The organism is Enterobacter cloacae complex sp. ECL352 (assembly GCF_020149545.1).
Lineage (GTDB): Bacteria > Pseudomonadota > Gammaproteobacteria > Enterobacterales > Enterobacteriaceae > Enterobacter > Enterobacter asburiae_B.
In genome coordinates this window covers 2,652,256-2,677,276 of record NZ_CP083709.1, presented here as the reverse complement: position 1 = coordinate 2,677,276, position 25,021 = coordinate 2,652,256, and the positions used below count along the sequence as shown (strand labels likewise).

The window sequence follows — 25,021 nt, the reverse complement described above, 5'->3', positions numbered from 1 at the left end:
GGAGCTTAAAACATCACCCACGCCACCAGCGGCGCAATCAGCACCATCACTACGCCTGAGAGCATCATTACCAGGCTTGCGACAACGCCCTCCTGCTGCCCCAGCTCATACGAACGTGCCGTACCCGCCCCGTGCGACGCCGCGCCAAACCCCGCGCCTTTCGCCATCCCTTCCCGGATCGACAAGCGCAGGAACAACATATCGCCGACCGCCATACCGAACACACCCGTCACGACAACAAACAGCGCCACCAGGTCCGGCTGCCCGCCGAGCGGTTTAGCGGCCGCCAGCGCAAACGGCGTGGTCACCGAACGCACCGCCAGGCTGCGCTGAATTTCATCGGGCAGCGTAAACAGCCGCGCCAGCCAGACGGAGCTGCACACCGCGACCACCGTGGCGGTGATGACGCCCGCGCTGAGCGACATCCAGTGGCGTTTGATAATCGCCAGGTTGTCGTAAACGGGGACGGCAAAAGCGATGGTCGCCGGGCCGAGCAGCCACAGCAGCCAGTGGGATTCGCCAATGTAGTTTTGCCAGGAGATGTGGCCGAAGACCAGCATCAGCACCAGCAGGATCGGCGTAAAGACCAGCGGCATCAGCGGCAGGGCATGAAAGCGGCGATACAGCCGCTTGTTGGCAAAGTAGATCGCCAGCGTCGCAATCAGGCACAAGACGCTGATCTGAAAATTAGTCATGTTTATGCCTGCTGATTTCATAGCGATACACTTTATCCACCACCCAGGCGGTCGCCCCCAGCACCATCAGCGTACTCAGCGCGATAACCGCAAAGATTCGCCAGCCGTCCACCATCAGCAGCTGCGCATAGTTCACCACCGCCACCACGGCAGGGACAAAGAACAGCAGCATCTCCGCCAGCAGCCAGCGCGCCCCGGCGCGCACCCAGTTAAGGGGGATCACGCGGCACAGAATAAGCGTGAGCATCAGCAGCATCCCGACAAGATTGGCGGGCAGCGGCAGATGCAGCCAGCCGACAAGATATTCCGCGAAAACAAACAGTCCCGCGTAGAGCAGTACCTGCACCGGGACCTGGAGTCGTTGCACAACGGCAGGCGTAACACGGCTTAACGCCACGGCCATGAGGGTTTTCCTCAAAAATGAGACGAGGCGCCAGTATAGAGAGCGCACGGTATGGACTGAAATGAATTAAAATCATCAAAGGTATAGTTTCGAGGAATAATCATGGACATAAGAACGCTGCGCTATTTTGTCGAAGTGGTTCGTCAGCAAAGTTTTACCCGCGCAGCGGAGAAGTTGTTTGTTACCCAGCCCACCATCAGCAAAATGCTGAAAAACCTCGAAGATGAACTGAACTGTACCCTGCTGATCCGCGACGGGCGCAAGCTGTTGCTGACCGACACCGGACGCGTAGTATTCGAACGCGGGCTGGCTATTCTGGCGGAGTTTCGCCAGCTGGAAGCAGAGCTGGGCGATATCAATCATCTGAAGAAAGGTGTGCTTCGCCTCGGCATTCCGCCCATGGTGGGGATGATGATGGCCGGGCCGATTAGCCTGTTTCGCCAGCGTTATCCCGGCGTTGAGCTGAAGATTTCGGAGTTTGGTGGGTTAACCGTCCAGCAGGCCGTCACCAACGGCGAGCTCGACGTGGCAATGACCGCCCTCCCCGTTGAGGAAGAGAGCGGTCTGGCGACGCTTCCGCTCTTTAGCCACCCGCTGTGCGTGCTGGTTCCCCGCTCCGGCGACTGGCTGAAGTTGGACTCGGTGAGACCTGAACTGCTCGGCGAGCACCCTCTGCTGATCTACAACGAAGACTTCGCCCTCAGCCGCCAGCTGATGACGCTGTTTAACCAGCATAACGTCAAGCCGCGCATAGCGGTGCGCAGCGGACAGTGGGATTTCCTGGCGGCGATGGTGCAGGCCGGCGTGGGGATTGCCATCCTGCCGCAGCCGATTTGCGAGCGTCTGGATAAAAACACGCTGCGCTGGATCCCGCTGGAGAGCGACCTGCACTGGCAGCTGGGGATGATCTGGCGCGAAGGGGTGTATTTATCGCAGAGCGCGCAGGCGTGGCTGCAGTGTTGTGAGGGGTTTTGGGTGCCCTCACCCTAACCCTCTCCCACAGGGCTGAGGAATCCCCAGTAATTTTTTGCCTGAAGCGATGAACACTTCTTCTGCAAAATTAATGGCTTACAGCGACACCCTGGTCCGGCTGTAAATCGCCGAAGCGTTTCCGTAAGGCCGGGGCGAGGCGCAGGGATGCGCCGAGAGGGCGTGGCCTGCAGGGATGCAGGCTCATGCCCGACCCGATAGCCTGAAGGAATAAGCTGAGGGCACCGCGAAGCGGCGATTTACCGCCGGGAGCCCGGGTCGCCAGGGTGGTGGCGATTGAGCCACCCTGGCACGTTCACCGGTCATGTCGTTACAGAGTAGCAAGGAACATAAAGTGAACGGAATGACCTCCACAGCCGTATGTTCCCCCTCACCCCAGCCCTCTCCCTCAAGGGAGAGGGGGTCGTCCGTGCAGGCATTATTTTGTGGGAAACCCTCAGCCCACAAGGAGAGGGAAGCGATCGAGCACGCAGGCCCGGTAAGCGCAGCGCCACCGGGCAAAAACAGCGCTACTGATTCTCTATCAACAGCGCTTCCAGCAGGTCCAGATCGTGCAGCAGCTTTTGCAGCGTTTCGTTGCTGATCTGCCGCGTGGCGCGCAGATGGTACAGCTCGGCGCGCTCTGAGCGCAGCGCCGCCAGGCGGAACCGGCGCTCCAGGTTTTCCTCCTGCAGCGAGCTTTCCACATCGTTACGCCCGTCCGCGCGGCGGCGCAGGTTACCAATCACGCGGGAACTGACCTCCGTCAGCAGCTGATTATCGATGTTCTCTTCCGCATCCGCGGCCAGACGCTCTTCCATCTTCTGAATCGCGACAATTGCTACTTCGGCGGTGGCCGCCCGGGCAATACGCTCCTCTTTATGCTGCTGAGTCGAATCACCGGCATCAATATGCTGGAGTAAAATCGGCAGCATAATCACGCCGACAAACAGGGAGAACAGAATCACGCCCGCCGCCAGGAAGACCAGCTCGTAGCGCGCCGGGAAGACGTCGCCCGTGGGCAGCAGCAGCGGAATGGAGAGCACACCGGCAAGGGTGATCGCCCCGCGTACGCCCGCAAAAGAGGCGATCAGCAGCTCACGCGTTGTCCACGAGCCGAACTCCATCGGCTTTTTCTTCAGGAAACGTACGCTGAAGTTTTTCATCGTCCACAGCCAGCCGAAACGCACCAGCATCAGCGCCATGTAGATCAGCACGATGTCGGTAAACAGCATCCAGACCTCAACGTTCGGATCGGCCTCCGCCGCCACCAGCGAGGATTCCATAATGCCCGGCAGCTGCAGGCCCAACAGCAGGAACACCATGCCGTTAAAGACAAATTCCAGCATGGCCCAGGTGCTGTTGGCACGCAGACGCATGGCCAGCGGCGCGCGACGCATTACGCCGGAACGGGTGATGGTCATCCCCGCCGCAACCGCAGCCAGAATGCCCGACACGCCGATATGTTCGGCAATCAGATAAGAGGCAAACGGCAGCAGGAACAGCAGTACGATCTGCGTTGCGGGCTCATCGCCGCCCCAGCGGCTGAGGAAGCGCAATGAGCGGCCGTACAGCCAGCTCACCACGAAGCCCGCCAGAATACCGCCAATCGCCACCTTGAAGAATTCCAGGGTTGCGCCGCCGATGGTAAAGACCATCGTGCCCATCGCAACGGCCACGGCAAACTTCAGGGCGACCAGGCCGGAGGCGTCGTTCATCAGCGCCTCACCCTGTAAAATCCCCATGATTTTCTTCGGAATACGACCTTCACCCACAATGCCGGACAACGCCACGGCATCGGTTGGCGACAGCACGGCGGCCAGCGCAAAAGCCGGTATTAATGGAATACCCGGTACCGCCCAGTAGATCAGAAAACCAATCCCGACGACGGTGACCACCACCAGCGCCAGCGCCAGGCCGAAAATCTCGCGCCCGTGCTCAAGGAATTCGCGGGTGGGCGTTTTCCAGCCATCGGCAAACAGCAGCGGCGGAATAAACAGCACGAGGAACAGTTCGGGGTCAAATTCCACGTGCAGGCCAAACGTCGGCCAAGCCAGCAGCGCGCCGATGGCAATTTGCATTAATGGCAGGGGGACCTGAAAGGGCAGTACGCGTGTAACCACCCCGGATAGCGAGACCACAAGGGTCATGATGAGTATTGTGAAGAAGATTTCCATGCGTTCCCTGTTTGCTATGTTGCTTATGTACTCCGGAAGGCGTCGTGCCTTTTATTCTATCTTCTCCAGAGTAACGCAAAAGGCAACAGGATGAGTCCTGAAAATAAAAACGGGCGGCCTGAGCCACCCGTTTTCGCATCAATGGACAACTTAGATTGCCCAGCCGCCCGCGTAGAACGCTACCAGCGCAACGGCGATAATCACGGTGCCGACGTTCAGCTTGCGCCATTCACCGGAGACCAGACGACCAATCACCAGCGACGCGAAGCCGATCATAATGCCGGTCACGATGTTACAGGTCAGGACGATGAAGACCGCGGTAATCAGGCCAGACATCGCGTCCACGAAGTCCGCAAAGTCGATTTTCGCTACGTTGCTCAGCATCAGCAGGCCAACGTACATCAGCGCTGGCGCGGTCGCATACGCCGGAACCAGATAGGAGAGCGGAGAGAGGAACAGGATCAGCATGAACAGCACGCCGACGGTGATCGCCGTCAGGCCGGTTTTACCACCTGCCGCCGTACCCGCTGCGGATTCGATGTACACCGCCGCAGGCGCCGCGCCCACCAGGCCGGAGAAGACGCTGCTCAGGGAGTCGGTAGTCAGCGCTTTGCCGCCGTCAATAATCTGACCGTCTTTATCCAGCAGGTTCGCCTGACCGGCCACCGCACGAATGGTACCGGTCGCGTCAAACACGGCGGTCATGACCAGCGCCAGCACGCTTGGCAGGATCACCGGGTTCAGCGCGCCAACGATATCCAGGCTGCCAATCAGGGAGTTGCCTTTGTCATCGCTCAGCGACGGCATGGCGAAGATACCGGAGAAGTGTACGGTTGGATCGAAAATCAGGCCGACAATAGAAACGCCGATAATGGTCAGCAGAATGCCGCCAGGCACCTTCAGTTTTTCCAGACCGATAATCACCGCCAGACCGATCAGCGACATGATCACCGGGAAGCTGGCGAAGTGGCCCAGAGCTACCGGCAGACCGTCCAGCGGGTTCTTGATGACCAGACCGACGCCGTTGGCGGCGATCAGCAACAGGAACAGGCCGATACCGATGCCGGTACCGTGCGCCACGCCCTGCGGCAGGTTGCGCAAAATCCAGCTACGGATGCCGGTCGCTGAAATCACGGTAAACAGCACACCCATCAGGAACACGGCACCCAGCGCAACCGGTACGCTGATGTGCTGACCCAGCACCAGGCTGAACGCGGTAAACGCGGTCAGAGAGATGGCGCAACCAATCGCCAGCGGCAGGTTCGCCCACAGACCCATCACGATGGAGCCCACGCCGGCCACAAGACAGGTCGCCACAAAGACAGCCGCTGGCGGGAAGCCTGCTTTGCCCAGCATGCCCGGCACAACGATGACGGAATAAACCATCGCCAGAAACGTTGTCAAACCGGCAACAATTTCCTGGCGCACGGTGCTGCCGCGGGCCGAAATTTTAAACATGGCGTCAAGTGAACCGCCAGTACGCGCAGATGGCGTAGACATAGAAAACATCCCCTGAGAGTTTTTTAGGAAGTCCGTAAGCGAGGTGGAGACGCCACTGCCAGCTGAACGTCAAATCCTTGTGTTGCGTTTGTGACGAAAGGGCGTCACAAAAAAAGCAAACGTTTAGCTCCGCGCTTACAAACGGGTGGTCAAATTAAGGCAAACGATTATCTAGCGTAATCCCCGCCCTTTTCAACTGAACTTTCTCGTTTTTCGCTAAAATTCACTTATGACGCTGAAGAAATAAACAGAGGATGCGCAAACGTTATCGTCTATGCGCAATTTGTTTACATTTCAGTCCTCGCCCGGGATAGATAATGGGCCCCCCTGTTCCAGGGTTCTTTGCCAGCCTGGGGTGTTCTCAACTTTTGTCTTCCACGCCAGAATATGCGGCAGATTAGCGATACCGCCTCGCGCCAGCAGGGCAAAGATCGGGAAGCTCATCTGGATATCGGCCATGCTGAGCGAATCCCCGGCAAACCAGCTGTTTTCGGCAAGATGTGACTCAATAAAGCGCGCATGGGTTTCCAGCTGACGGTTGAGATACGCTTTCTGCACCCCCTGCCCCAGCGCTTTGCCCAGGGTTCTGATACCAAACGGCACCGGCGGCTTGCCGAGGCTGTTGAAGACAAGCTTCATTAACAGCAGCGGCATCAGCGATCCTTCGGCGTAATGCAGCCAGAAGCGGTATTGCACCTTATGCGCCGGATCTAAAGGTTTAAGGCGTGACTCGGGATCGTACGTTTCCTGCAGGTACTCCAGGATGGCGCCCGACTCTGCAAGGATCAGTCCGTTATCTTCGATAACCGGCGATTTGCCCAACGGATGCACCTTTTTGAGAGCCTCCGGCGCCAGCATATTCTTTTCGCGCTGGTAGTGGACGATCTCATAAGGCAGGCCGAGTTCTTCCAGCGCCCAGATCGCGCGGTGCGAGCGCGACTGGTTAAGGTGGTGTACCGTGAGCATGGTTTTCTCCTGTTATTCATACTTTTTAACTATAGAAAATTGAACAACACCGCGAAAAAAATTCGTCTAAAAAACGGTCGGTGAGGCTGGCGAAAAAACGGGTCTTGCATAGAATTAAAGTGTCAGCACAATCCGGAACCTCCCCAACCAGCTCGACACTGAGGGGTGCTGATGTCGGGGGAAACCCTCCCGTGAACCAGCGGGATAGAGTGAAAGACAAAGACCGGGAAAAACTAAAGCGCCCTTATGTGGCGCTTTAGTTCTTTATAATGCTTTTGCCGGGTGGCGCTTCGCTTACCCGGCCTACGTTCCCGGTTTTGTAGGCCGGGTAAGGCGCAGCCGCCACCCGGCAAACCGGCCGCACAATCTCAATCCTCTTCCAGCAGCCGCGCCCCCGTCCCCTGCTCGCCCAGCCTGTCGCCGGGGTTACGCAACGGACAATCGCTACGCGACAGGCAGCCGCAGCCGATGCAGCCATCCAGCTCGTCACGCAGCGCGACCAGCGTATGAATACGCCTGTCCAGCTCTTCACGCCACTGGGACGACAGCTCTTTCCACTCTTTCGGGCTAAGCGTATGCCCTTCCGGCAGCACGCCAAACGCCTCGCCGATCGTGGCCAGGGGAATTCCGATTCGTTGCGCAATTTTGATAATCGCCACGTAGCGGAGCACGTCGCGAGTATAGCGACGCTGGTTGCCCCCGTTGCGGATGCTTTTAATTAACCCTTTGCTTTCATAGAAGTGGAGCGCGGATACCGCAACGCCGCTTCGCTTCGCCACTTCACCGGGAGTTAACAGCGCTTTAATTCGCGGCAATCTCTTTTCCATAAAACCTCTTTACCTCAAGTTAACTTGAGGAATTATACTCGCCCGCAGAGAAAACGACGAATTAACCGAGATAGTTGTATCTACAGAGGGGCAACCTTATGTCGCATCAGCAGATTATTCAGACGCTTATTGAATGGATTGATGAACATATCGACCAACCGTTGAACATTGATGTGGTCGCTAAAAAGTCGGGCTATTCGAAATGGTATTTACAGAGAATGTTCCGCACGGTCATGCATCAGACGCTGGGTGAGTACATTCGCCAGCGCAGACTGCTGCTGGCGGCGCAGGCGCTACGCTCAACGCAGCGGCCCATTTTTGATATCGCGATGGACCTTGGCTATGTGTCGCAACAAACCTTTTCCCGCGTGTTTCGCCGCGAGTTTGACCGCACGCCGAGCGACTATCGCCACCAGTTGAATTAATCGCCCTCAGTGCAAAGGCTGCTGCTGCCAGGTCATAAATTCCTGGGGCGGCATCGCTTTCGCGAAGTGCCATCCCTGACAAAACTGGACGCCGCGCTTCAACAGCCAGCTTACCTGCTCTGCCGTCTCTACCCCTTCCGCAATGGTTTTCAGCCGCAGGCTTTGCGCCATCTCGATAATATGCTCGGCGATCAGGTGACTGGTACTGTTGGTCGTTAAGGTATCGATAAACGATTTATCGATTTTCAGAATATCCACGTTCAGCGAGTAGAGGTTGTGCAGGTTCGAGTAACCGGTACCGAAATCATCGATCGCGACTTCATAACCCGCCTGACGGAAAGCCTGAATCACCGGGGTGGTTTTTGGCACATCGATAAAACCGCGTTCCGTCACTTCTATTTTGATTTGCTGCGCACGGACGGCGTAGTGGCGGGCCTTGTCGGAAATCATGGCGATCAGCCGCGAGGAGTGGAAATCCGTGGCCGACAGGTTAATCGAAATATAGAGATGCGGATGCTCGGCCAGGAAATGGCCCAGATCGTTGAACACCTCCTCAACGACATAGTCCGTAATCCGCTCGCTCATCCCCTCATTTTCCGCCAGCGGGATAAACTCAGCCGGGCTCATCACCTGCCCATTAAAGCCAGGCCAGCGCAACAGCGCCTCCGCACCCACACACTGGTTATTCTTAATATCAATAATCGGCTGATAGTGGACGCAAAGCTGTCGTTTGTTCAGCGCGCGGTGCAGTAAGCGCCCCGGCGAATTAAGCTCACGATGGGTACGCGACCATACCAGCAAAATAATAATGCTGCAGATCATGCCCAGCGGTAGCGTCAACGTCGCCTGGTGATAAAGCGTTTCATAAAAGCGTTTATTTGATGTCGAGACAATGGCCGCAATCGGTCTTTTGGGAGATGTTACGATCGTATAAAAGCGGTTATCTTTTTGAAATACCGATTCCTTATCCCGAATCATCGAATTTAATAAAGAAACATTGGCTTTCTGGCTGACGGAAAAGAAAGCATTGGTTACCGTGTCGTACACACCCCAGGAGAGAGAATGATCCGCGGACATGACTTCGCTGTATGAAAGCGGATTGACGACCACCACATAATTTCCGCGCTGCATATATGTCATTTTATAGCCAGTATAAAATGGGGTATCGCGATAATAATAGATAGCGACGTCAGGTTTGCGCGTGTAATTAGCGACAGGAATGGCGTAGGGGTGATCCGGTGTAAAAACGGTCGAACAAAGAAAATTCTGACCTTCAGCGTAAATTAAATCGGCGACAAACAGGCGGCCACGAACAACGTTCAGCATATATTGACGGTGTCCCGGCGTGCAAAGCTCGCCCTGATATTTTACCGCCTCGTCCCTGGCAAGCTCAACCTGTTGAATAACCAGCTCTGTTTTGTCTAAAGCCAGTTCAGCAAATGTGCGTAGCTGGGCGCTTGTTTCAGACACGGCACGCAGTTGGGCAAACCATAGCGCAAGCATCACCGGCAGCATAACTACCATGATGATCCCTACCACCCTGAGCATTTTGCGCCGCGCGCTACGATTCATTTCCCGCCCTATATCCCTGCATGTTGTACGCCTGTAGTACTTAAGGCCGGATGCTTTGTTAAACAGGTGATTACGTTGCATGAATCATGCGAAGTTAGCAACTGACTTTTAGTATTAAAAATCTTAAATTTCGTTATGCCGATAATATTTTCCCGTAAGTTAAACTGTAAGTATTCGTTCCGTTTCAATTAAGGAAAATAATTATCCAGCCCGTCAGGCAGACGGGAAGATAACACAACAGACAATCGTTGATTAAGCCAAACGTCTGACAGCATGAAAAAAGTACAATTTCATCATGACGTTTTATGCTATTTGCTCTGAGGCATTGTGTCCGTTGATTTATAAATAGTCAGCCTACACCACAATATTTTGAGTATTGGCGGAGAATAATGCCCCTCTTATAAAAAACGAATTTGCGCTATCCCCACTTGCCCGAAGCGCGTTTTCGGCACGCTGTGGGTCCGCCTCCTCATGCGCCGAAGGCAGGACCAGCCCGCACAATCGCCTTTTCTGAGGAATAAAATCCTCTTTTTTGATCGCACAGATACTGGCGAATAAATCAACAAATGCGATATAGTTCACACATATTTTGTAACGAGAAACACCGTTTCATTCAGTTCGTCTGTTTTATAGAGGATGGGTTTTATGGCAACCATTACTACCAGCATGGTTCTCCTGCGCTGGCCTTTGTTGAGTGCGGTACTGATGTTTCTAGCCAGCACGCTGAACATTCAGTTTCGTAAATCTGACTATGCGGGCCTTGCTGTCATCAGCACCCTGCTGGGGCTGGGTGCGGCCTGCTGGTTTGCAACGGGCCTGCTTGGCATCACCCTGCTGGATATCGCTGCCGTCTGGGAAAACATTAAAGTGGTGATGGTTGAGGCGATGAGCCATACGCCGCCAGACTGGCCGATGGTGATTACCTGATCCCTTCCGGAATAAAAAAACCCAGACGCTAGTCTGGGTTTTTTGTTTTCAGCACGCGGAAATCAGAACGGAATGTCGTCGTCGAAATCCATTGGCGGTTCGTTAGACGGCGCCGGAGCAGACTGCTGCTGCGGACGAGACTGTGCGCCGCCGCTGAACTGGTTGCCGCCCTGCGGCTGCTGAGGCTGACCCCAACCGCCCTGCTGCTGGCTCTGACCGCCACCTGCCGGTGCACCACCGCCCTGACGGCCACCCAGCATCTGCATGGTGCCGCCCACGTTGACCACGACTTCTGTGGTGTACTTCTCAGCGCCGGCCTGATCGGTCCATTTGCGGGTACGCAGCTGGCCTTCGATATAGACCTGAGAACCTTTACGCAGATACTCACCGGCCACTTCGGCCAGTTTGCCAAACAGCACTACACGGTGCCATTCGGTCTGCTCTTTCATCTCACCGGTCGCTTTATCACGCCAGGATTCGGAAGTAGCCAGCGTAATGTTGGCAACTGCGCCACCACTCGGCATGTAGCGTACTTCCGGGTCCTGGCCCAGATTACCGACGAGAATCACCTTGTTTACGCCTCTGCTGGCCATGTTCGTGTCTCCTGAATACGTTTCTTAATAGTGTAAACGCGCGAGTGTACCATTTCCACGCGGCAATTTGCATAGTTGCGTAGTCGGTTCAGAAATCTCTCGCGGACTCTACATTGTTACACAGCCAATCAGAAAATGCATTCCAATACTGTATATTCAAACAGGTCAAATTGTGTCATAATTAGCCGTTTCTGACAGCCGTTTGTCCTTCAAACAAATCAGGCAATCCGTGTTCCAACCGGGAAAGGTGAATGGATAAGATCGAAGTTCGGGGCGCCCGCACCCACAATCTCAAGAATATCAACCTCATAATCCCTCGCGACAAACTCATTGTCGTGACCGGGCTTTCGGGGTCTGGCAAATCCTCACTGGCTTTCGACACTTTGTATGCCGAAGGACAGCGTCGTTACGTTGAATCGCTCTCTGCGTACGCGCGTCAGTTCCTGTCGCTGATGGAAAAACCGGATGTCGACCACATTGAAGGGTTGTCCCCTGCTATCTCTATTGAGCAGAAGTCCACCTCGCATAACCCGCGTTCAACGGTCGGTACCATTACCGAAATTCATGACTACCTGCGTCTGCTGTATGCCCGCGTGGGTGAGCCGCGCTGCCCGGACCACGACGTCCCGCTGGCGGCCCAGACCGTAAGCCAGATGGTGGATAACGTGCTGTCGCAGCCGGAAGGCAAACGCCTGATGCTGCTGGCGCCGATCATTAAAGAGCGAAAAGGCGAACACACCAAAACGCTGGAAAACCTGGCAAGCCAGGGCTATATCCGCGCCCGTATCGACGGCGAGGTGTGTGACCTGTCCGACCCGCCAAAGCTGGAGCTGCAGAAGAAGCACACCATCGAAGTGGTGATTGACCGCTTTAAGGTACGCGACGATCTCGCCACGCGCCTGGCGGAATCTTTTGAAACGGCGCTGGAACTCTCTGGCGGCACGGCCGTGGTCTCCGACATGGACGACCCAAAAGCGGAAGAGCTGCTCTTCTCCGCCAACTTCGCCTGCCCGATTTGCGGCTACAGCATGCGCGAGCTCGAGCCGCGCCTGTTCTCATTCAACAACCCGGCGGGCGCGTGCCCGACGTGTGACGGCCTGGGCGTCCAGCAGTATTTCGACCCGGACCGCGTGATCCAGAACCCGGAGCTGTCGCTGGCGGGCGGGGCCATTCGCGGCTGGGACAAGCGTAACTTCTACTACTTCCAGATGCTGAAATCGCTGGCAGAGCACTACAAGTTTGACGTCGAAGCACCGTGGGCGAGCCTGAGCCCGAACGTGCATAAAGTGATCCTGTTCGGTTCCGGCAAAGAGAACATCGAGTTCAAGTATATGAACGATCGCGGCGATACCTCCGTGCGCCGCCACCCGTTCGAAGGGGTGCTGCACAACATGGAGCGCCGCTACAAAGAGACCGAATCCAGCGCGGTGCGCGAGGAGCTGGCGAAGTTCATCAGCAACCGCTCCTGCGCCACCTGTGAAGGAACGCGTCTGCGTCGCGAAGCGCGCCACGTGTTTGTGGAAAACACCGCGCTGCCGACCATCTCAGACATGAGCATCGGCCATGCGATGGACTTCTTCAACAATCTGAAGCTCTCCGGCCAGCGCGCGAAAATCGCCGAAAAAGTGCTGAAAGAGATTGGCGATCGCCTGAAATTCCTGGTGAACGTCGGCCTGAACTACCTGACACTTTCCCGCTCGGCAGAAACGCTCTCCGGCGGTGAAGCCCAGCGTATCCGTCTGGCGAGCCAGATTGGCGCGGGCTTAGTCGGCGTGATGTACGTGCTGGATGAGCCGTCCATCGGCCTGCACCAGCGCGACAACGAGCGCCTGCTCGGGACGCTGGTTCACCTGCGCAACCTCGGCAACACGGTAATTGTGGTCGAGCACGATGAAGATGCGATCCGCGCGGCCGACCACGTCATCGACATTGGCCCAGGCGCTGGCGTGCACGGCGGCCAGGTGGTCGCGGAGGGAACGCTGAAGGACATCATGGCGGTACCCGAATCGCTGACCGGCCAGTACATGAGCGGCAAGCGTAAGATTGAGGTGCCAAAACAGCGCGTAGCGGCAGATCCGGAAAAAGTGCTGAAGCTGACCGGCGCGCGCGGCAACAACCTGAAAGACGTCACCCTGACGCTGCCGGTTGGCCTGTTTACCTGCATCACCGGCGTGTCCGGTTCCGGTAAATCGACGCTGATCAACGATACGCTGTTCCCGATTGCGCAGACGGCGCTGAACGGCGCGACGCTGGCCGAGCCTGCACCGTACCGCGACATCCAGGGTCTGGAGCATTTCGATAAAGTTATCGACATCGACCAGAGCCCGATTGGCCGTACCCCGCGCTCTAACCCGGCAACCTATACCGGCGTCTTCACGCCCGTACGTGAACTCTTTGCCGGCGTGCCGGAAGCGCGCTCCCGCGGCTATACGCCAGGACGTTTCAGCTTTAACGTTCGCGGCGGCCGCTGCGAAGCGTGCCAGGGCGACGGCGTGATCAAGGTTGAGATGCACTTCCTGCCGGATATCTACGTGCCGTGCGACCAGTGCAAAGGCAAACGCTATAACCGCGAAACGCTGGAGATTAAGTACAAAGGCAAGACCATCCACGAAGTGCTGGACATGACCATTGAAGAGGCGCGCGAGTTCTTTGACGCTGTGCCTGCACTGGCGCGTAAGCTGCAGACGCTGATGGACGTAGGCCTGACCTACATTCGTCTTGGGCAGTCGGCAACCACGCTGTCCGGCGGTGAAGCGCAGCGCGTGAAGCTGGCGCGTGAGCTGTCAAAACGCGGCACCGGTCAGACGCTCTACATTCTGGACGAGCCGACCACCGGCCTGCACTTTGCCGACATCCAGCAGCTGCTCGAGGTTCTGCATCAGCTCAGAGACCAGGGCAACACCATCGTGGTCATCGAGCATAACCTGGACGTGATTAAAACCGCGGACTGGATTGTCGATCTCGGTCCGGAAGGCGGCAGCGGCGGCGGTGAAATTCTCGTCTCCGGTACGCCAGAGACCGTTGCAGAGTGCGAAGCCTCGCACACCGCGCGCTTCCTTAAACCGTTGCTGTAATTGTCACACGGAGAGTTGCTGTCGGGTGGTTTCCGGCAGCAGCTCAACCGCCTGCTGATAGGACGCGTCCACCAGGTAGTAAATCTGCGAGCCTGGAATCGACCCATCCAGATAGACGGTACTCCAGTGCGCCTTATTGAGGTGCTTGCTCGGCCTCACGTCATCATGCTGCTGGCGTAGCAAATCCGCCAGTTCAGGGCTGGTTTTCAGCGACGCCGCCGGACGGCCTTCCACCTCTTTCACCATCGCAAACAGGACATCTCCCACCTTAATCTGCGTGGCTTTCCAGTCGCTGTGGACGCTCTGCGCCGCGCCGGGCTTGCTCATGCAGTACTGAAGTATCTCCGAAATTGTCATCTTTATTCCCCTTGTAGCGTGGCGATAATTTTACGCGAACCACCGTGAATGCGATGCTCTCCCAGCCAGATCCCCTGCCACGTTCCCAACATCAGCCGCCCGTTGTGAACCGGCAGTATCAACGATACGCCCAGCAGGGAGGATTTAATATGCGAAGGCATATCGTCCGCCCCCTCATAGTCATGCTCGTAAGGCGCGTTGTCCGGGACGCTCTTCAGAAAATGGTGCTCCATGTCGGACCGGACGGTGGGATCGCAATTTTCATTAAGCGTGAGAGAGGCGGACGTGTGCTGAAGCAGCAGATGCAGCAAACCCGTTTTCACCCGCGACAGGTCGCGGAGTTGCCCGATGACTTCATCCGTCACCAGGTGAAATCCGCGTGGTTTAGCGCTTAAGGTCAGGGTCTGTTGGTACCACATGTGCTGCTCCGTGATGAAAGATGAATCTTTCTAAGTGTGCAGCAAGAAGACGAAAGGTAAAACCCGCAGCAGCGAGATTTGATTAAAAAAGAGTCAAACACGCTGCTGGGTACTTAATACTCCGAGTTGACGATCACCTCTTCGCCAAACTTTCCGGCCATCGGCAGCGGTCGATAGGTCGAGTTAGAAGCACGTAACACCCTGATCCCTCTGGCTCCCACGTCATGCGCGGCGGTGATGTCGTTATCCGAATCGCCGTAGAATACTTTGATATTTTTCTTTTCCAGCCACTGGGTTTTGGTGTTTTGCCCTTCTTTGTCACCGGCAAAAATGACCGGATTCATGCTGGTCGCCGGGATCTGGAAATCATCCTGCAGCGTTTTCGAGACGGTTTCCGTTTTGGTCTGACTGCGGCCGGTGACAAAGTAAATGCTATCACCGCGCTTCACGTGCATGGCAATAAGCGCACGGGCAACTTCTTTCGGGATGCTGAATTCGTCCCAGCCGTTATTCATTTTTTCCCAGAATTCCGGGTTCTTCAGATACGCTTCGCTGTCGGGTGAATACGTTTTCTTCCCGCGCCAGAAGCCGGGGCTTGAGAACAGCACGGTATCGTCAATGTCAAAGCCCACGGCCATTGGCGCGCGGCCAATCAGGCTGTTTTCGATTTGGGCCACGGAAACCCAGTGAATGGGCGCCTGCTCGGCGAGAATGGCGGCGGTGGTGCCGGTGTAAAGCGGCGTCGGGGCAGAAGCTCGCGCGACGACGGCGCTGTTAAGCGAGAACAATAAGCAGGCGGCGCTGAGCGCCAGTGTGATCTTGCGCATATTTTCCCCTGAATATTCAGTTTGTTATCGTTTTAATTTGAGCGGATGGTCAAAAAACTATCCGACCATAACCCCAGCGGGAGGTGAAGGGAAGGAGTTTTTGCTTATGAAGCGGAATAAAAAGAAGACGATCACAGAATGCCGGGCAACGTATTTGTGCGGCCTGATGCCCTCACCCCGGCCCTCTCCCACGGGGAGAGGGCCGGTTGGTAAGCGCTTACATCACAGCAGCAAATGCCTGCGCCACGCGATGAACGTTGCTGGCATTCAGGCCCGCCACGCACATACGGCCGCTGGCGATCAGGTAGACGCCGAACTCTTCCCGCAGGCGATCGACCTGCGCCGCGCTCAGACCGGTATAGCTGAACATCCCACGCTGCTTGAGCAGATAGTCGAAGTTATGTCCCGGCACGGCCTCTTTCAGCACGTTAACCAGCTCCTGACGCATGGACAGGATGCGCTTACGCATCGCTTCCACTTCGGCAAGCCAGGACGCTTTCAGCTGTTCGTCACCGAGAACCGTCGCCACCACCTGCGCACCAAAGTTTGGCGGGCTGGAGTAAATACGGCGCACCGTCGCCTTCAGCTGGCCCAGGACGCGACCCGCCGCTTCGGCGTCTTCACAGACCAGGGACAGACCGCCAACGCGTTCACCGTACAGGGAGAAGATTTTAGAGAAGGAGTTGCTGACCAGCGCTGGCAGCCCGGCGCTGGCCACGGCGCGGATGGCGTAAGCATCTTCTTCCATACCTGCGCCAAAGCCCTGGTAGGCGATGTCGAGGAACGGAATCAGGTCGCGGGCCTTCAGTACCTCAATCACCGCATCCCACTGGGCGTTGGTGAGATCTGCCCCGGTCGGGTTATGGCAGCATGGGTGCAGCAGCACAATGCTGCGCGCCGGCAGGGTGTTCAGTTTTTCCAGCAGCGCTTCAACGCGTACGCCGTTCGTTTTACCGTCGAACCACGGATAGGTCGCCACGTTGAAACCTGCGCCCTCGAAGATCGCAACGTGGTTTTCCCACGTCGGGTCACTGACCCATATGCCTGAATCCGGGAAGTATTTTTTCAGGAAGTCTGCACCCACTTTCAGCGCACCCGAGCCGCCCAGCGTCTGGATGGTCGCCACGCGTTTTTGCGCGAGCACCGCGTGATCGGCACCGAATAACAGCGGAGCGATGGTGTTGCGGTAGGCGTTTAACCCTTCCATCGGCAGATAAAGAGAAGCACCGTGTGGAACAGCGTTCAGACGCGCTTCGGCTTCGGCAACGGCTTTTAATTGAGGAATGATGCCATCCTCGTTGTAATACAGACCGATGCTGAGGTTCACTTTGTCGCTGCGAGGATCTTCTTTGAAACGCTCCATTAAGGAGAGGATAGGGTCGCCGGCATAGGCGTCAACTTTCTGAAACACGCGATGGTTCTCCGGAATTCGATGAGGCAGGGATTTCAACAATAAACCGGAATATCACTCAACACCACCCCTTAAGATTATCCTGCGATCGGCATAGGTTTTTTGCGTCCTCTCGCCATGACATTTACCCAATATTTTCCCCTTCTCGCTTTTCGTAATGTGGCTCCTGCGCAACCGCGCATTCACTGATTCAAGGAGTTCACATCATGGATTCACAATTTATTGGTTCAGTTATTAACGCCCTGCCGCTGGAACATATGATCGGCGGTCCGCTGCAGGCGATGATCAAAGCACAGGTCCAGGCGAGTAAGGCCTATACCGACTTCCTGCTCTCCGTCTGTATTAAAGACGGCAAAGCTGTCGCGATCGAGTTCGATTACGACGAAACCGTGGTAGACGAACAGGGGGTCAATAAAGGCAGCGTGACTCGCAAGATGAGTATTCCGCTCCTGGCGGCGGTCACCCACCCCATCATCTGTATCGAGGACGGTACCATCGACTTTGAGCTGGAAGTGAGCCAGAGCGAAGCCAGTTCCAGCAGCACCGAAGCGGAGGCCTCCGTGGAAGCGTCCGTCGGCTGGGGCGTTTTCAAAGCGAAAATGACCGGCAAGGTCTCCCATAAATCGGAGCAGACCCGTTCGACCGATACACGCGCGAAATATTCCATTCATACCCAGATTAAACGCCAGGAGCCACCTGAAGCTCTGCAGCGCGTGATTGATTACCTGACCAACGCCAAAACCAAGCCTGTCGCCGCGCAATAATCTTCCACGCCGCGACATACGTGCGATTCCGTAACGCAGGGGCTACCCGGGTAGCCCTTTTTCCAGGAGCGAAATATGTCTTTTAAAAAATGGCTGCGCGGCGGCAAGGATGAGGAGCCGGAAAACAGTGCGGGCAAAGAGGATGAAGGCACGCCGCCGGTACAGGAAAACACGCTTCCATCGCCTCCAGCCGATATTCCCGGCGTGCCGATCTCGCTTGAAGATATCACGCGTGGGATGCAGTACGCGGCCACTGCGGCCAACGAACTGATTGCTCAGCAGTATATGAAGGCGCTGGATCCCTTTTTCGAACCCGCAGAAGACGGTTCGTTAATTCCACGCACGGTACAGCTGGCGCTGGATGAAAAGCACTACTTTGACCTGCCCTTAGTCGCGCTTTCGACACCGCGCGGGCTGATGCTGGAAAAGATGAAGGTCAACCTGACGATCCGTACGGAAGGCATGCAGGCGCCTTCCCGCCAGTCCGGTGAAAACGAATTTGGCCGCTTTCACGTCAGCCTTTCGCCTTCCAGCGATAACAAAGGCGGGCGTGACAGCCGCCACGTCGATGTAGAGATGCAATTTACCGCACTTGAGCCACCGGAAAGCGTCATGCGTTTGATTGACGAATACACCAACAAGGTGATTCCCCGCCCGAAAGCAGAGGAGACTCCGTAATGCAAAAACAACCAGAACGTACAGGTGACAGGGGCATTCAGCTTATTTGCCAGTTTGAAGGGCTGAGGCTGGAGCGTTATCGCGATGCCGTAGGTTTATGGACCATCGGCTACGGCCATTTGATCCTCAAAGAGGAGATGGAAAAGCTCACCAAAATTACCACCGGTGAAGCCAAAGATCTGCTGCGCAAAGATCTGAAACGCACCGAGGACGGCGTGAAAAAACTGCTGAACAACGCTTCGACGCAGAACCAATTCGACGCGCTGGTTTCGTTCGCCTTCAACCTTGGCGTGGGCAATTTAAAGAAATCCACGCTGCTCAAAAAATTCAACGCAGGCGATATCCAGGGCGCCGCACTGCAGTTCAAAAGCTGGAATAAGGCAGGCGGTAAGGTTTTGACCGGGCTTACCCGACGCCGCGAGGCGGAAATGAAGCTATTTCTTAGTTAATTCAACAGGAAAATTACAATGAAACCACTTTACATAGTGAAAATGGCCGTACTGTCTGTTTCGTTATTCAACGTGTTACAGGCAACCGCCGCCATGCCAACCTGCGAAGAGGAAATAAAGGAAGCCAACACCTTTTTATCTTCTCAGGGTATGGTGCCCGTCAATAACGTGACCGATCTGGCGACAACGCTTCGTCATATAAAAAATTTTGGGCGCCTGCCCGACCGCTATATTACCTCGGATGAGGCCAAACGCCTCGGCTGGTCGGGAAGTGAAAGCGAATCGCTTTGGGGTCTTAAACCCACCAATCAAAAATGGATCGGTGGCGATAAATACAGCGATCGCGCTCTTCCTTCCAGTCAGCCCTGGCTTAGCGCGGATATCGATGTCGTGAAGGGGTATCGCTCTCCCAAGCGTTTGATTTACAGCCTGTCAGGGCAACAGCGCTTTATTACGACCGATAAGTATCAGCATATTGTTGAGCTGGATCCCTGCCAATAATAAGCGCCCGTTACGATAATAAATCCCCTTTTCCGAGGGGATTTATCCTTGCAGAGGATGAACGTATGTCTGACATCTATCTCCCGACCCTCATCAGTGAAGCCTTGCTGGCTTTTTCAGGTTTATTTGGCGGCGTCAGTATCTCGTTTTTCTGGCAACCGCAGCGATTGCACCAGCACAGCCGATTTATGGCAGGCATTATTTTTGGTGGAATCAGCATGGGCGCGGCCGTCGCATTAGGTGGATTAGCAGCCCGCTGGTTAAAGATAGACCTTAATCAGGCCGATATCACGCTTGGTTTAGGGTATATCCTCGGGGCAATGAGTAATGGCCTGATCGTCTGGCTGGCAAACTTTTTTCGCCGGCATGAACAGCGCGATATTTTTGATGTTGCAAGCGTCATCAAAAGTAAAGTCAGACATGAATCACTTTCTCCGCCTGATTTAACCCACAACAAACCCGATGGAGAATAAATGCTTAACATAATGAATGGCTGGGTGCTTCCCTTTATTATCTTCGTCGACCTGATAACATCGCTGCTGATTTTGTTTGCCGCCTATAGCCGAAGAGTCCATGCCCTGCCGGTAATGTGTAAAATTGGCTTAGCCGCCCTCGCCTTTGGTTTTTTTGGTGAGAGCAGCTTAAACATGAAATTTATTCTTACCGGTGCTGATATACTGAGTGACAGCTTTCCATTTTGGCTATTGCAGGACTTCGGAACGCTGGTGGTGGTGATATATTATTTCAAATCTCAGTACCGTTAAAAAAACAAAGCGCAACAGAGGTCTGTCTGTTGCGCTTTTCTTTTAACGCATTTTGACTGCAGCCCTTCGCTTTGCTGAAAATCGGCTAATTAGACATATATTTAAAATAGAGCATTGCGGCCTGCGTCCGATTGTTGACCTGTAGTCGGTGAAAGATGGATTCCAGATGCACTTTGACCGTACCTGCGCTGATATTCAATTGCCGGCTGATCTGCTTATTTGTTCCTCCATTCGCCAGCAGCTTAAGAACTTCCTTCTGCCGACGACTCAGGGAGTAGATCGGCAACCCGCCAGTGGGTTGTTCTCGCTGGACCACGGCTTGCTCCGGAAAACAGACCACCCCCGAGGAGACCATACAAAGTATCTGGCTGATTTTCTCGGCGGGGAGATCCTTGGTAAAAATGCCCTTAATGCTTTGGCGGATGTAGAAGTTGAATATCTTATCCGTCGTTTTTCGTAACATCACCACGATCGGTAGCTCAGGCCAGTTTGTCATCAAATTAGTGATAAAATCACGGCACTTCATTTCACCATCCAGCAAAATAATGCTGACCGGCATAGAGGTTAAAATTGCGTGTGCATCTTCAAAATTGCTCGCTGCAAAAACAGTGCATTCCGGCATGACGCGTTCCAGCTCTGTTTTCATACCGTGAATGAAGATCGGTAATTCATCGATCATTAATATATTCATCGTAGCATAACCCCGTGTGAAATCTATTTTCTTAGGTTATTCAACCAACTTATTCCGAAATTAAGTATGCGTGCTATTACAAAACTGTAAAAACAGCATTCGGCATAAGGCAAATGTCATATATCCAAAGCAAAAAGTTAAGCAGTACTACACATTAAACATAGCCATATTTAATTAAGAACGATCTTATCGTTATTAAAAACAGCCTGGGCTCAATAGCATATTCCCAGAAATATTGCTGGCACTTATTATTTTACTGCACGCGTGCCATCCACCTACATATTAATATTTCAATGAGGTCATTTATGACAATACTAACAGTGTATTTCTGTGGTACTGGATCTAATAAATTTGATGAGTCTCATGCTAATTACTGGAACGGCGAGCTCATCTCTTCTCTGGCAGCCAATAACAAGGGTAAAGAGTTCGCCGAATGGGTCATTCTTGATGGTCCGGGGAGCGGCAATCTACAAAGCGATGAGCTTTGGGTCAAAAGCGGAGAATATTCTCAGCTTCGCGCCCAGCTTCTGGGCAGCGGCTGGAATGAGAATGTTCAGCATGCGATCAATATTATCAAAGGACACGTTGACTGGCAGCGTGAGAAGCTCACAAAAGAAAACTATGAGCAGCTTAAAAAGGCGGGTGTACCGATTCAGGACGTTGAGGTTACCGGCTCATTTTGGTGGCGCAAATATGACTATGGCGATCGTAAAGTGACCCAGCAGGCGCTGCAGCAGCAAATCATCAAAACCTTCCGCCAGGGTCAGATCCTGCCCACTCAGGTGAACCTTGTTGGGTGGAGCCGGGGCGGAATTAGCTGCCATATGCTTGCCAATGCAATGCTTGCCGATCCCCTTTTAACGACGATTCCGGTGAATATTTTTGCGGTCGATCCGGTTCCGGGTATGGGTAATTTCCAGGCGGACAAAGTCACTCTGGGCAGCAACGTGAAGGAGTATGTGGCTTTCTATGCCAGACATGAGCGATCAAAAGGTTTCTCGTGCGTCATTCCACAGACCGATAGCGCGACAAAAGTCCATATTTATCCCATGTCTGGTCGCCACGCTACGCTGGTAGGGAATGCTTCGGCCAATGGGAATAGCGGGGAAAAAGTGGTCCATGAGCCCGGCACGATCGTGCGTCATTTCGCCGAAGTTTGCCTGCAAAGATGGGGCGTCACGCTGGATAAAAAGCTCAATCTGGATGGAGTGCAGCTGCTGGAATTGCATCAGGCCATCCAGCGTAACGCTCCGCTATTCGCCGAAATGCAGAAAACGGTGTACACCATTTCGGAAAACGATGGGGGGGAGCGTTATGTCTCGTTGGGCAGCACCGGAAAACGGTTCTCGTCCATCCAGGGTTCGCGCTTCAGTCCGGAGTCAGGGCTCGCGTCGGATTATTTGACTAATCAGGCGATCTATAACGTGTTGAAATAAGCGTTACGCGTCCAACGGCAGCTAATGCCGTTGGACGACTATCTGCGAGTCTCAGTCGATGTACTTCATCGCAACCCTTGACGTCAGGCGCGTGATAAGTTCGTAAGCACTCACTTTCGTAATTTCAGCAATGCGTTCGACGGGCAAACCTTCACCCCACATCACGACATCGTCGCCGGGCTTATCCTGGGCTTCAGGCCCCAGATCGACACAAATCATGTCCATCGCCACGCGGCCGACGATCTTCACCTCGCGACCGTTGACCAGAACCGGCGTACCCGACGGCGCGGCGCGCGGATAGCCGTCACCATAGCCCATCGCCACCACTCCGAGACGGGTATCACGCTCGCTGGTCCAGGTACCGCCGTAGCCCACCGGCTCGCCCGCTTTATGGTCACGCACGGCAATCAGGTTAGAGACCAGCGACATGACCGGCTGGAAGCCAAAGTCCGGCCCCCAGGGTTTGTTCTCCAGCGGCGACACGCCGTAGAGAATGATGCCCGGTCGCGCCCAGTCGAAGTGCGACTGCGGCCACAGCAGAATACCGCCGGATGCCGCAATCGAGCGCATCCCCGGCTTGCCTTCGCAAAAGGTGTTAAAGATATCCAGCTGGCGCTCGGTCGCACCGCACTCGGGCTCATCGGCGCGGGCGAAGTGGCTGACGATATTCACCGGCTGGCGCACGTTTTTGCACCGGCATAAACGCTGATAAAACGCTTCCGCGCTTTCCGGACGCACGCCCAGACGATGCATGCCCGTGTCGAGCTTCATCCAGACGGTCACCGGCTCGCTCAGTTCGGCGGTTTCGAGTGCGGTTAGCTGTTCTTCGTTATGTACCGCCGTGTGCAGATGCTGGTCAGCAATGGTCGGTAAATCTGTGGCTTCGAAAAAGCCTTCGAGGAGCAAAATGGGTTGAGTAATGCCGCCCGCACGCAGGCGGAGGGCTTCTTCAAGACGGGCGACGCCAAAGGCGTCGGCATCGGGGAGCGTTCGCGCGGTCTCAAGAAGACCGTGTCCGTAAGCGTTCGCTTTCACGACTGCAACGAGCTTGCTGGCAGGCGCCAGTTCACGCAGACGTTGCAGGTTGTGTCGCAGAGCGCGGCGGTTAATAACAACAGTTGCCGCTTGCATTTGAATTCCTTAGAAATTACTCATCATCATATTGAGGACCGGCATAGTTGTCGAAACGCGACCACTGTCCGTTAAAGGTCAGACGCACCGTCCCGATTGGGCCGTTACGTTGTTTACCAATAATAATTTCGGCGATCCCTTTCAGGTCGCTATTCTCGTGATAAACCTCATCACGGTAGATAAACATGATTAAGTCGGCATCCTGCTCGATGGAGCCGGACTCACGCAGGTCAGAGTTGACCGGGCGCTTGTCGGCACGTTGTTCCAGAGAGCGGTTCAGCTGCGACAGCGCGACGACCGGTACGTGCAGCTCTTTGGCTAACGCCTTGAGCGAGCGGGAAATCTCCGCAATTTCAAGCGTACGGTTGTCGGAAAGCGACGGGACGCGCATCAGCTGAAGGTAGTCGATCATGATGAGGCCGATGCCGCCGTGTTCACGGGCGATACGGCGCGCGCGGGAGCGCACTTCCGTCGGCGTCAGGCCGGAGGAGTCATCGATATATATGTTACGTTTTTCCAGCAGAATGCCCATGGTGCCGGAAATGCGCGCCCAGTCTTCATCATCGAGCTGGCCGGTACGAATGCGGGTCTGATCCACGCGCGACAGCGACGCCAGAGAACGCATCATAATCTGCTCGGAGGGCATCTCAAGGCTGAAGATCAATACCGGCTTATCCTGCAACATCGCCGCGTTTTCGACGAGGTTCATCGCAAAGGTAGTTTTACCCATCGACGGACGCGCGGCGACGATAATCAAATCCGACGGCTGCAGACCGGCGGTTTTCTTGTTCAAATCGTCATAGCCGGTGTTTACCCCGGTCACACCGTCGTGCGGCTGCTGGAACAGCTGTTCGATACGGGCAACGGTGGCGTCGAGGACATCGGCGATGTTTTTTGGACCTTCGTCTTTATTGGCGCGGCTTTCGGCGATTTTAAAGACGCGGGATTCAGCCAGATCGAGCAGGTCTTCGCTGGTACGCCCCTGTGGATCAAAACCGGCTTCGGCGATCTCATTCGCCACCGAAATCATCTCGCGGACGACGGCACGTTCGCGCACGATATCGGCATAAGCGCTGATGTTCGCTGCACTAGGCGTGTTTTTTGACAGTTCCGCCAGATAGGCAAACCCGCCGCAGCTGTCGAGCTGACCAAGACGCTCCAGCGATTCCGCGAGCGTGATCAGGTCGATCGGACTGCCCGACTCCTGCAGGCGCGCCATTTCAGTAAAGATGTGGCGGTGCGGGCGGGTGTAGAAATCTTCCGCCACGACGCGCTCGGCGACGTCGTCCCAGCGCTCGTTATCCAGCATTAAACCGCCCAACACCGACTGTTCCGCTTCAATCGAGTGCGGCGGGACCTTTAACCCTGCGACCTGGAAATCACGCTCGCGAGGTTCAGTCTGTTTGTTGAAGGGTTTGTTTCCTGCCATAGTGAATGGAGTTACCGAGATAAAGAGTGGGTCGAA

General features: G+C 55.1%; 26 protein-coding genes. 11 read left to right on the top strand and 15 right to left on the bottom strand.

Translation table 11 applies throughout. The features are described from left to right. Positions 1–5: 5 nt before the first annotated feature. Both LBF07_RS13020 and LBF07_RS13015 read right to left on the bottom strand, forming a co-directional pair. Positions 6–695, bottom strand: coding sequence for an LrgB family protein (locus LBF07_RS13020; RefSeq protein WP_023310063.1), 690 nt, complete (start codon positions 693–695; stop codon positions 6–8). After that, positions 688–1,098, bottom strand: a complete 411-nt coding sequence (locus tag LBF07_RS13015) for a CidA/LrgA family protein (RefSeq protein ID WP_047059294.1) — start codon at positions 1,096–1,098, stop codon at positions 688–690. Before LBF07_RS13015 ends, LBF07_RS13020 begins: the two co-directional genes overlap by 8 nt. A gap of 102 nt (positions 1,099–1,200) precedes the next feature. On the opposite strand from LBF07_RS13015, the gene LBF07_RS13010 reads away from it, so the two are divergent. Then, on the top strand, positions 1,201–2,088 hold the full coding sequence (locus LBF07_RS13010; protein ID WP_023310061.1) for a LysR family transcriptional regulator: 888 nt from the start codon (positions 1,201–1,203) through the stop codon (positions 2,086–2,088). Between the two features lie 509 nt (positions 2,089–2,597). Here LBF07_RS13010 and LBF07_RS13005 read toward each other — a convergent pair. The 4 genes from LBF07_RS13005 to soxR form a co-directional block, all read right to left on the bottom strand. Continuing rightward, complete coding sequence (locus LBF07_RS13005) at positions 2,598–4,244, bottom strand: Na+/H+ antiporter (RefSeq protein ID WP_033144417.1); 1,647 nt, start codon at positions 4,242–4,244, stop codon at positions 2,598–2,600. A gap of 150 nt (positions 4,245–4,394) precedes the next feature. Then, complete coding sequence (gene ghxP, locus LBF07_RS13000) at positions 4,395–5,744, bottom strand: guanine/hypoxanthine transporter GhxP (RefSeq protein WP_023310059.1); 1,350 nt, start codon at positions 5,742–5,744, stop codon at positions 4,395–4,397. Between the two features lie 294 nt (positions 5,745–6,038). Further along, positions 6,039–6,710, bottom strand: a complete 672-nt coding sequence (locus LBF07_RS12995; protein ID WP_069303531.1) for a glutathione S-transferase family protein — start codon at positions 6,708–6,710, stop codon at positions 6,039–6,041. Positions 6,711–7,078: 368 nt separating this feature from the next. Then, on the bottom strand, positions 7,079–7,537 hold the full coding sequence (gene soxR, locus LBF07_RS12990) for a redox-sensitive transcriptional activator SoxR (RefSeq protein WP_023331806.1): 459 nt from the start codon (positions 7,535–7,537) through the stop codon (positions 7,079–7,081). A 98-nt stretch (positions 7,538–7,635) separates the two neighbouring features. Here soxR and soxS point away from each other — a divergent pair, with 98 nt between their 5' ends. Next, positions 7,636–7,962, top strand: a complete 327-nt coding sequence (gene soxS / locus LBF07_RS12985; protein WP_013095071.1) for a superoxide response transcriptional regulator SoxS — start codon at positions 7,636–7,638, stop codon at positions 7,960–7,962. A gap of 6 nt (positions 7,963–7,968) precedes the next feature. Here soxS and LBF07_RS12980 read toward each other — a convergent pair whose 3' ends face one another. Beyond that, entirely contained in the window at positions 7,969–9,534 is a 1,566-nt protein-coding gene (locus LBF07_RS12980) for an EAL domain-containing protein (RefSeq protein WP_029740210.1), read from the bottom strand. 645 nt (positions 9,535–10,179) lie between these two features. Between LBF07_RS12980 and LBF07_RS12975 the strand changes: the two genes are divergently transcribed. Then, entirely contained in the window at positions 10,180–10,461 is a 282-nt protein-coding gene (locus LBF07_RS12975) for a YjcB family protein (protein ID WP_008503385.1), read from the top strand. Positions 10,462–10,523: 62 nt separating this feature from the next. Here the strand turns inward: LBF07_RS12975 and ssb1 are convergent, their stop codons facing one another. After that, positions 10,524–11,054, bottom strand: coding sequence for a single-stranded DNA-binding protein SSB1 (gene ssb1 / locus LBF07_RS12970; RefSeq protein ID WP_029740211.1), 531 nt, complete (start codon positions 11,052–11,054; stop codon positions 10,524–10,526). 251 nt (positions 11,055–11,305) lie between these two features. Between ssb1 and uvrA the strand changes: the two genes are divergently transcribed. Continuing rightward, entirely contained in the window at positions 11,306–14,128 is a 2,823-nt protein-coding gene (uvrA, locus tag LBF07_RS12965) for an excinuclease ABC subunit UvrA (RefSeq protein WP_042718374.1), read from the top strand. Positions 14,129–14,131: 3 nt separating this feature from the next. Here the strand turns inward: uvrA and LBF07_RS12960 are convergent, their stop codons facing one another. The 4 genes from LBF07_RS12960 to tyrB all read right to left on the bottom strand — a co-directional run bounded on the left by LBF07_RS12960 (position 14,132) and on the right by tyrB (position 17,142). Beyond that, positions 14,132–14,485, bottom strand: a complete 354-nt coding sequence (locus tag LBF07_RS12960) for an MmcQ/YjbR family DNA-binding protein (RefSeq protein ID WP_094935051.1) — start codon at positions 14,483–14,485, stop codon at positions 14,132–14,134. Between the two features lie 2 nt (positions 14,486–14,487). Then, the gene (locus LBF07_RS12955; protein ID WP_094935052.1) at positions 14,488–14,904 is read right to left on the bottom strand and encodes a secondary thiamine-phosphate synthase enzyme YjbQ; all 417 of its coding nucleotides are present in this window, start codon (positions 14,902–14,904) and stop codon (positions 14,488–14,490) included. Between the two features lie 113 nt (positions 14,905–15,017). Next, on the bottom strand, positions 15,018–15,731 hold the full coding sequence (aphA, locus tag LBF07_RS12950; protein WP_032662578.1) for an acid phosphatase AphA: 714 nt from the start codon (positions 15,729–15,731) through the stop codon (positions 15,018–15,020). Between the two features lie 217 nt (positions 15,732–15,948). Further along, positions 15,949–17,142: an aromatic amino acid transaminase gene (tyrB, locus tag LBF07_RS12945; protein WP_094935053.1), complete on the bottom strand. Its 1,194-nt coding sequence runs from the start codon at positions 17,140–17,142 to the stop codon at positions 15,949–15,951. Positions 17,143–17,348: 206 nt separating this feature from the next. Between tyrB and LBF07_RS12940 the strand changes: the two genes are divergently transcribed. The 6 genes from LBF07_RS12940 (at position 17,349) to LBF07_RS12915 (ending at position 20,298) form a co-directional block, all read left to right on the top strand. Then, complete coding sequence (locus tag LBF07_RS12940; protein WP_023334176.1) at positions 17,349–17,906, top strand: DUF2589 domain-containing protein; 558 nt, start codon at positions 17,349–17,351, stop codon at positions 17,904–17,906. A 75-nt stretch (positions 17,907–17,981) separates the two neighbouring features. Then, positions 17,982–18,584 carry a DUF2589 domain-containing protein gene (locus LBF07_RS12935; protein WP_094935054.1) on the top strand — a complete coding sequence of 201 codons (603 nt, stop codon included), beginning with the start codon at positions 17,982–17,984 and terminating at the stop codon, positions 18,582–18,584. After that, on the top strand, positions 18,584–19,033 hold the full coding sequence (locus tag LBF07_RS12930) for a lysozyme (RefSeq protein WP_048976345.1): 450 nt from the start codon (positions 18,584–18,586) through the stop codon (positions 19,031–19,033). Before LBF07_RS12935 ends, LBF07_RS12930 begins: the two co-directional genes overlap by 1 nt. 18 nt (positions 19,034–19,051) lie before the next feature. After that, positions 19,052–19,534 (top strand): ribonuclease domain-containing protein, encoded by a 483-nt coding sequence (locus tag LBF07_RS12925; RefSeq protein WP_094935055.1) that lies wholly within the window; start codon positions 19,052–19,054, stop codon positions 19,532–19,534. A 65-nt stretch (positions 19,535–19,599) separates the two neighbouring features. Beyond that, positions 19,600–20,007, top strand: a complete 408-nt coding sequence (locus tag LBF07_RS12920; RefSeq protein ID WP_033144411.1) for a hypothetical protein — start codon at positions 19,600–19,602, stop codon at positions 20,005–20,007. Beyond that, the gene (locus LBF07_RS12915) at positions 20,008–20,298 is read left to right on the top strand and encodes a hypothetical protein (RefSeq protein WP_032662594.1); all 291 of its coding nucleotides are present in this window, start codon (positions 20,008–20,010) and stop codon (positions 20,296–20,298) included. A gap of 85 nt (positions 20,299–20,383) precedes the next feature. On the opposite strand, the gene LBF07_RS12910 is transcribed toward LBF07_RS12915, so the two are convergent. After that, entirely contained in the window at positions 20,384–20,977 is a 594-nt protein-coding gene (locus tag LBF07_RS12910; protein ID WP_224435039.1) for a response regulator transcription factor, read from the bottom strand. Between the two features lie 317 nt (positions 20,978–21,294). Here LBF07_RS12910 and LBF07_RS12905 point away from each other — a divergent pair, with 317 nt between their 5' ends. Next, positions 21,295–22,425 (top strand): hypothetical protein, encoded by a 1,131-nt coding sequence (locus LBF07_RS12905; RefSeq protein ID WP_032662597.1) that lies wholly within the window; start codon positions 21,295–21,297, stop codon positions 22,423–22,425. Positions 22,426–22,476: 51 nt separating this feature from the next. Here LBF07_RS12905 and alr read toward each other — a convergent pair whose 3' ends face one another. Both alr and dnaB read right to left on the bottom strand, forming a co-directional pair. Then, entirely contained in the window at positions 22,477–23,556 is a 1,080-nt protein-coding gene (gene alr, locus LBF07_RS12900) for an alanine racemase (protein WP_094935056.1), read from the bottom strand. Between the two features lie 16 nt (positions 23,557–23,572). After that, positions 23,573–24,985 (bottom strand): replicative DNA helicase, encoded by a 1,413-nt coding sequence (gene dnaB, locus LBF07_RS12895; RefSeq protein WP_023310046.1) that lies wholly within the window; start codon positions 24,983–24,985, stop codon positions 23,573–23,575. Between the last annotated feature and the right edge of the window lie 36 nt (positions 24,986–25,021).